Source organism: Mycobacterium innocens (assembly GCF_900566055.1).
GTDB classification, from domain to species: domain Bacteria; phylum Actinomycetota; class Actinomycetes; order Mycobacteriales; family Mycobacteriaceae; genus Mycobacterium; species Mycobacterium innocens.
The window spans coordinates 1-6,872 of sequence record NZ_UPHQ01000318.1; the positions used below are offsets into that span (position 1 = coordinate 1).

Consider the following 6,872-nt stretch of genomic DNA (forward strand, 5'->3'; position numbering starts at 1 on the left):
TCGTCCAGATGCGGGCGGATCAACAACAAACGGGCGGCGACCGGATCGGAGTCCACAGCAGGCAGCGTCATACCACAAGTGTGGACAAACCAAACACAAAAACCTAATTAATTACTGCGCGAGTCCTTAGCGGATCTTCTCAGGTATCGAGTCCAGTGCGTGTAGTACGTGTACCGCGAGTTTGCCCGCAGCGTCGTCATCCAGCACGGAGTACATCGTCATAGTGTCCTGAACGAGTTTCAGGCGATTTTCGTAAGGTGTGGGCAGTGTTGTTCCGGGAATCATGATGTTCTTTCCTAGTCTGTCGGGTGCGTTCGCTGAAAGGATGGGCCTCGACACTCCCGACGCTACGCCGTTTCCAGGTTGCCCGGCCCTTGCGGTGCATGTGCGGATATCCCGGCGGCCGGTGGTGAAACGATGCGGGTTTCCCTCTAGACGCGCGCCGCCGGTTGACCCCGAGTCACTGTTACGCCGGCCATTTCGTGACGGAGCCCCGCTTTTTCGTGTGAGCCCGCTTCTTGGCAGGAGCGAATTGCGTTGTGGTAGTGGACTTTATGGTGTGCGCAGGTGGTCTAATACGGACCAAGTCGAGGCTCTGGCGGGTCTTTTCTTGGGCAGACTTTTTCAGCTCACCCACTACAGCTTCGATGCCGCGCGCGATTGATGAGACGTCGTCGACGTTGTCGGGGCAGGCGACGATGCCCACGTTGAAGGTACCGCCATAGGACACGGCGGTGATATTGAGGTTGGCGCCCTCAATTAGCGGGGCCATGGCGTGGATTCCGACGACGTGGGCTCCGGCGCAGTAGATTTCGCCGGGTGGGCCCGCAACGTTGGAGGTAATCATGTGCGCCACGGGAGGATGGAATCGCGAGAGTTTCAGGCCGGTGTACAGTCCCGCCACGAGCCCGATGACCACTGGCGGGATCAGATCGATGACGTCGGCGAGGTTGACGGGTGGCTCTGCGCGCCGTTGCTTCTTGATCCGCGTTGTCTCGGTGTGAATGCTGGCTAGCTGTTGCACCGGGTCGGCGAGATAGACGGGCAGGTTGACGACGGTCGGCGACCAACTATTAGACGCGTTGTCATCGGCGGCGCGGGTCGAGATCGGCATCAAGGTGCGCAGCGGCTGATCGGGTACCGCGTCGTACGCTTCCAACCATCGGCGCACCGCTGATGTTGCTGCGGTGAGGAATACATCGTTGACGGTGACGTCGAACGCGTTTGTGACGGCGCGCAGATCTTCCATCGCCACCGCGGCGAACGCGACGCTGCGCCGTGCGGTGATCGGGGCATTCAGCCGGGTCCGCGGCGAGCTGGGGTTAACGTCGGACTGCGGAGCACCTGGTCGTTGCCCGCCGTCGCCCAGGAGCAGTTGGCGGACCGATCCCAGCGCGGTTCCCACCATGGACTTCACCGCGCCGGGAGCTACTTTGACAGCGACCCGAACACCACCGGCGGTGTTGACGGCGATCTCGTCGATCATGTCGCGCACCATCGAGGCCCCGCCGGGCATCGGGACAGGTGCCCGCTCAGGCACCGCGGGAAACTCAGCGTCGTGATCGGTGGTCATCAACTGGGGCAGCATCGAGGTCACCGCGCCCACCCCATCGGCCATGGCGTGGGCGAACTTCATCACGACGACCAACCTGCCATCGGTGAGACCCTGGACAACCCAGGCGTCCCACAGCGGGCGATCACGGTCCAGCGGCTGCGCATGCAGCTGGTCAACCAGCGCGGCAAGCTCGCGCATGGTGCCCGGCTTCGGCAGTCGCACATGATGCAAATGGTCGTGGACAGTGAACGCCGGGTCTTCGACCCATACCGGCTGGCCCAGCCCAAAGGGTTTGGTGAGTAAGCGCTCGCGGAAACCTCTTGTTGCCGCGGTACGCTCGGCCAGCTGCGCTAGAACTGCCCGAGCGGTCAGCTCACCACCGGCTGCCGGGTCGCAAAACAACACAGCAATCACGTGGGTGGGCATCACGGGCGTTTCGCCGTGCAGCGTGACACCGTCCAGACCGGTCAACCGCTTCATCACGCTCCATTCACCTTCCGGTGCTTAGCTACTCAGACTTGGTTGACGACTTCGCTCCTGCGCTGAACAGCATTCAGCAAACGGTGAACTTACACGCGTGAATACCCTTGCCTTCCAAGGAGATTCAGCGATTGCCAGCTATCGCGTCATTTCAGGCGGCAGATCCCACACCATAGACGGTCAGCGTGTGTCAACACTGTTAATGCTAGCACATTCATAAGGGGAATGCCGGGACCGGAGCGGGGCCGTCGTTGGCTGCTCGTCTACTCCTGTGGCGCGACTCGTCCACGCTGACACCTTGGTCCTGCCGTACAGCATCAGCGCGCCGCCACCGCATCGCTGCGTCAGCTTCTTGCCGCACTCGGCGGCTGAGACCCTGGGCTTCGCGTGATTCTACGCTGTATGTCAACAATGTTGACACCCTCGCAACGAGGGTGTTTACTGGGGATCTAACCCGGAAACGCCATTTGGCCCGATGATGCGAATTACTCTCGGAATCAATGGGTTTCCTGTGCTATCCCCGGAAATCGGGTTCGGACCATTGCACGGCGCCGATGCGTGTAGGAACACCTGAGGACACATGCGTGTGCCCAAACCCTCAACCGAAGGAGACCACGACCATGATGAGGACATTAGCCCGCAGACAACGAAATGGTTTCCACGAGAATGTGATCCGCGTAGGTGCGGGTTTCGTGGCGAAGGAGCGCCCGCATGTGGTGGCGACGTTGTCGACGCTGGGGCCGCACCTAGGCAAGTGGGATTCGCGTGATGTGAACGTGGTCGTCTCCCTGCAAGACCGCGGGGGCAAGGAGCAGCGCGTCATATTACGCACGAGCCTGCCCGGCGTTGCGCCGCTCGTAGCGGTTGCCCAAAACCCGGACATCACCCGCGCGCTGTGTGATGCCAAGCGTGAGCTGATCCGGCAGATCGAACACCACAAGTCGGCGCGCAAACCCATGAAAAACCGTCGGCTGAGTGCGACGATCTCGCAACGCAGACGCGGCTTTCGAGACCCAACCAGCAGCTCGCTTCTGCGGGCAGATTAAGAGACAGTCATGACGCACATCACTGAAGCACGTGTGATCGGCAACCATGCCGACATGGGCGGGTCGACCACGGTGGCCACTCGTACTTCGCTGACCGTCACCGACATTCTTCACGCCGGTCGGCGGCGCAGGGTCGGACGTAGAGAGATGATTGCGGCACGATCAATGTGGGATTCGGAGGGTGGAGCGATCGGGAACGACGTGTCACGGCCCAACGGTCGCGAGGGCCGCGCACCCCGTGGTCTTGGCTCCTGAGCTATTGCCGATGACCCAGCCGCCGACGGGACCGTCAGCTTCCAGGCAGGCCACCCAGACGCCCGACTTTACCGAGGAGGACGGCGAGAGCGGGCCGATCACCCGCGCAGCGGTCCTGGCGTGTGCCTTGGAGATCATCGATCGTGATGGCGTCGAGGCGCTGTCGATGCGCCGCTTAGGCGAGGCGGTCGGCCGCGATCCGATGGTGCTATATCGACATGTGCCCAGCAAGGCCGCGGTGCTCGACGGAGTGGTCGAGTTGATCTTCCAGAGGCTGTCGCTAGACACCACCACGGCGGACTGGGCCGCGGCGTTGCGGAACCTCGCCCACGACTTCCGCGATTTAGCGCATGCACACCCAAACGTGGTGCCGCTGCTGGTCACCCGGCCCCTAGCGACACCGCTGGGGATGCGCCCGCCAGGGACCTTGCGGCACCTCGAAGACGTCCTTGCGCTGCTGACCGGGGCCGGGTTCACCGGAGCCGACGCGCTGCACGTGTATCGGGCATTGCTCGGGTTCCTGTTCGGCCATGTGCTGACCGAACTGCAGGAACTCGTCGAACGCCCCGAGGAAACCGACCACGTGTTGCGGCTCGGGCTGCACCGGCTGCCCATCGGCGAATTTCCGCACTTACGTGACCTCGCCCCGTCCTGGGCCTCCTACGACGGGCTGGCCGAACTCGACCGCGGACTCGACATTCTGCTCAGCGGGCTGGCCGCCCAGCTCCCTTGCCCGACGGCGCGCCGGCGCGGGCACCCAGCCCCGGGTCTACGCAACCAAACCACCAAGAACGGACGTGATCACGATATTGCCGCAGTCGAATCCCAAGCCCATGTCCGTCGACCCGCGAATAGTGCGACACGCCACCCCGCGTGAATATCGGTGAGGCGTCGATGGCAATAGCAGACGTAGCCAAATACGCCCATCTAAGCGACACGGACCTCGAGCGCCTGGAAGTTGCGCTGGAGGCGATCCGCCGCGACATCGAGGACTCGCGCGGTGAAAAAGACAGGGCATACATCCGGCGCGCTATCGCGTTTCAGCGATGCCTCGACCTCGCCGCACGGCTGGTTATCGCCGCCAGCCGCAGCAAGGCCGGCTGGGCGCTCGGCACCACCGCGCTCGCGGTGGCCAAGAGCATCGAGAACATGGAACTCGGCCATAACATCTGCCACGGTCAATGGGATTGGATGAACGACCCGGAGATCCATTCCACGACGTGGGAGTGGGATATGGCGGGTGTGTCCTCGCAGTGGCGGTTTTCCCACAACTACCGCCACCATGTGTTCACCAATGTCGTCGGCATGGACGACGACCTCGGGTTCGGCGTCCTGCGCGTCACCCGCGACCAGAAGTGGCAGCGGACTCATCTGCTTCAGCCTTTGCGAAACATGTTGTTGGCCATCATGTTCGAATGGGGCATCGCGATGCACGGCTTGCATTCCGAGCATGAGCGCGCGGCGACCGACGCCGAGAAGTCCGCCGCCACCCGAGCGCTGATCCGCAAGATGGCGCGGCAGGCCGGCAAGGACTATGTATTCTTTCCGGCTCTCCGTTTTCGACGATGGCGCCGCACGCTCACGGCGAACGTGGTCGCCAACCTGCTCCGCAACGTGTGGGCGTACGTCGTAATCGCGTGCGGGCATTTTGCGGACGGTGCCGAGAAGTTCGAACCCGTCGCACTCGAGGGTGAGACGAAACCCGAATGGTATCTACGACAAATGCTGGGTACCGCCAACTTTCGCGCCGGGCCGGTGATGACGTTCCTCAGTGGCAACCTCTGCTACCAGATCGAACACCATCTTTTCCCTGATCTACCGAGTAACCGCCTGGCGGAGATCGCCCAACGAGTTCAAGCAGTCTGCGCCACCTATGACCTGCCCTATACGACCGGTTCGCTCGCTCGCCAGTACCTGCTGACCTTGCGCACCATTTCCAAGCTGGCGCTTCCGGATCGGTTCCTCGGGGGTGCCGCAGGCCCGGTGGCGGTCGCCCTCGCCAGCTGAACCGACGGTGCGGTTTGAGATCTTCGCTTCGATCAACAAAGCGTGGCAAGACTCTCGCCGATCGTGACACCCACCGGTGTGGCGAACCTGCATAGGCTCGCGCAGCGGAAGAAGGTGCTCACCCTGGTCACCGCGACCAAGGACATCAATATCAGCGAGGTCGCCGTCCTGGCCAAACTCATGCTGCTCAGCTGACGGTTTCGGGCGCACAATTGAGGTGTCCGTCTGAACCTGGGGTGCGGCGATGAGCGAGTAACGGTACGACTATTTCGGCGAGATCTTCCAGCGGTACTTCAGGCCAGCGATCGGCGCACATCCGCGAATCGGTGGCGCACTCGTCGAAAGGTTGCTCACGCTCACTAACTACGTCCCGGATCGATTGGCGCAGACCCGGTGCGCCGCAATTGCATGGGGCAAAACCGAGACCCCGAATGCCCGGATCACCTCGGAACTCTTCGTGATCACCCAACACGGACTGATGTATGCCGCCGGGTTGAACGAGCCGCTCCGGGCGCTGTATTACCTGGCCACGCCGCCCGCGTTGTTCGATCCGTTCGTCGATCAGGTCGACACCGCCGAACTGCGTGAAGGCGCGGTGGTTGTGGTGGACAGCCGGTTCGGCCGCGACCTCGCATCCGCTCATCCGATGGACGCCGCGCTGCGCCGGATCCTCGATGCGCACCTTGCGCTGCGAGTGGATCTGCCCGGTTAGCTATTTCTTCGGGACGAATTGGGCGACAGCATAAAGGGCCCTCTCTTTTTGCGGCGAGCGAATCGGCCGGCAAGCACTTCCGGCACCAACGGGCCGGCCTGAATGCGAGCCCAACGCTCGCATCCGCGCAACCTCGCGGTTGTGACTCACCAGTCGACCCGCCCGCTTTGGCTGGCGTCGCCCGCTCGCGCCAACCGGCCGCAGTCAAGGGAGTCAAAGAGCTGATCGCCCATCATCGTGAGGCGAGAACCGGCCGCGCACTTGGGGACCATTTTGGGACCACACGTTATGCGCGATGGTGAACGATCTGCGCGTTTGTGAACGTCTTGCACGCTCACATCGCGCCAGACACCCGCGGTGACCAGGGGAAACATGTTACCGCGATTTACTGGGGGGTCAAGTGGCCTAGCCCCTGAGTAAGCGTGTCGGCTGGGGAGGATAGGGCAAAGGCCTTACCCTGGCTGGGTTTGCGACTTCAACGCAGCCCAGCGGGAAAGGCCTTTGTGGTGAAGAAGATATCGCATGAGCAGAGTCGGCGGAACATCGCGTCCCGGCGGGCACGGGTGGTGGCGCGGCATGCGAGGGCTGGGAGCTGGGGCGCGCAGCCCAGGCCGATGCTGAACTCGGGGGTGGTGCGTTACGAGGTCGGAGCCAACGTCGATGCCACCAGCTTCGGTGGGATCGCGGCAGTGCATCGGCTGGTCACTCGGTTGGGGTTGGTGCAGCGGATCGATGAGGATCTGCAGTTGCTCAAGGTGCACCTGCCCTATCACGAGTCCGATCACGTGTTGAACCTGGCCTATAACGTGGCCTGTGG

General features: G+C 62.6%; 7 protein-coding genes and 1 pseudogene. 6 read left to right on the top strand and 2 right to left on the bottom strand.

The features are described 5' to 3' along the window. Window positions 1-126: 126 nt before the first annotated feature. The gene (locus EET03_RS32195; protein ID WP_244232596.1) at window positions 127-285 is read right to left on the bottom strand and encodes a DUF6307 family protein; all 159 of its coding nucleotides are present in this window, start codon (window positions 283-285) and stop codon (window positions 127-129) included. A 181-nt stretch (window positions 286-466) separates the two neighbouring features. Beyond that, window positions 467-2,035: a wax ester/triacylglycerol synthase family O-acyltransferase gene (locus EET03_RS29200; protein ID WP_244232597.1), complete on the bottom strand. Its 1,569-nt coding sequence runs from the start codon at window positions 2,033-2,035 to the stop codon at window positions 467-469. A gap of 692 nt (window positions 2,036-2,727) precedes the next feature. On the opposite strand from EET03_RS29200, the gene EET03_RS29205 reads away from it, so the two are divergent. The 6 genes and pseudogenes from EET03_RS29205 to EET03_RS29225 all read left to right on the top strand — a co-directional run. Beyond that, on the top strand, window positions 2,728-3,081 hold the full coding sequence (locus EET03_RS29205) for a hypothetical protein (RefSeq protein ID WP_244232598.1): 354 nt from the start codon (window positions 2,728-2,730) through the stop codon (window positions 3,079-3,081). A gap of 265 nt (window positions 3,082-3,346) precedes the next feature. Further along, complete coding sequence (locus EET03_RS29210) at window positions 3,347-4,213, top strand: TetR/AcrR family transcriptional regulator C-terminal domain-containing protein (RefSeq protein WP_082274541.1); 867 nt, start codon at window positions 3,347-3,349, stop codon at window positions 4,211-4,213. Between the two features lie 17 nt (window positions 4,214-4,230). Further along, window positions 4,231-5,343, top strand: a complete 1,113-nt coding sequence (locus tag EET03_RS29215) for a fatty acid desaturase family protein (RefSeq protein ID WP_075541957.1) — start codon at window positions 4,231-4,233, stop codon at window positions 5,341-5,343. A gap of 42 nt (window positions 5,344-5,385) precedes the next feature. After that, complete coding sequence (locus EET03_RS30610; RefSeq protein WP_167470744.1) at window positions 5,386-5,538, top strand: hypothetical protein; 153 nt, start codon at window positions 5,386-5,388, stop codon at window positions 5,536-5,538. An 82-nt stretch (window positions 5,539-5,620) separates the two neighbouring features. Next, window positions 5,621-6,055, top strand: coding sequence for a glucose-6-phosphate dehydrogenase (locus EET03_RS29220; RefSeq protein ID WP_244232599.1), 435 nt, complete (start codon window positions 5,621-5,623; stop codon window positions 6,053-6,055). A gap of 506 nt (window positions 6,056-6,561) precedes the next feature. Then, window positions 6,562-6,872, top strand: a pseudogene (locus EET03_RS29225) (IS1380 family transposase); the annotation flags it as partial.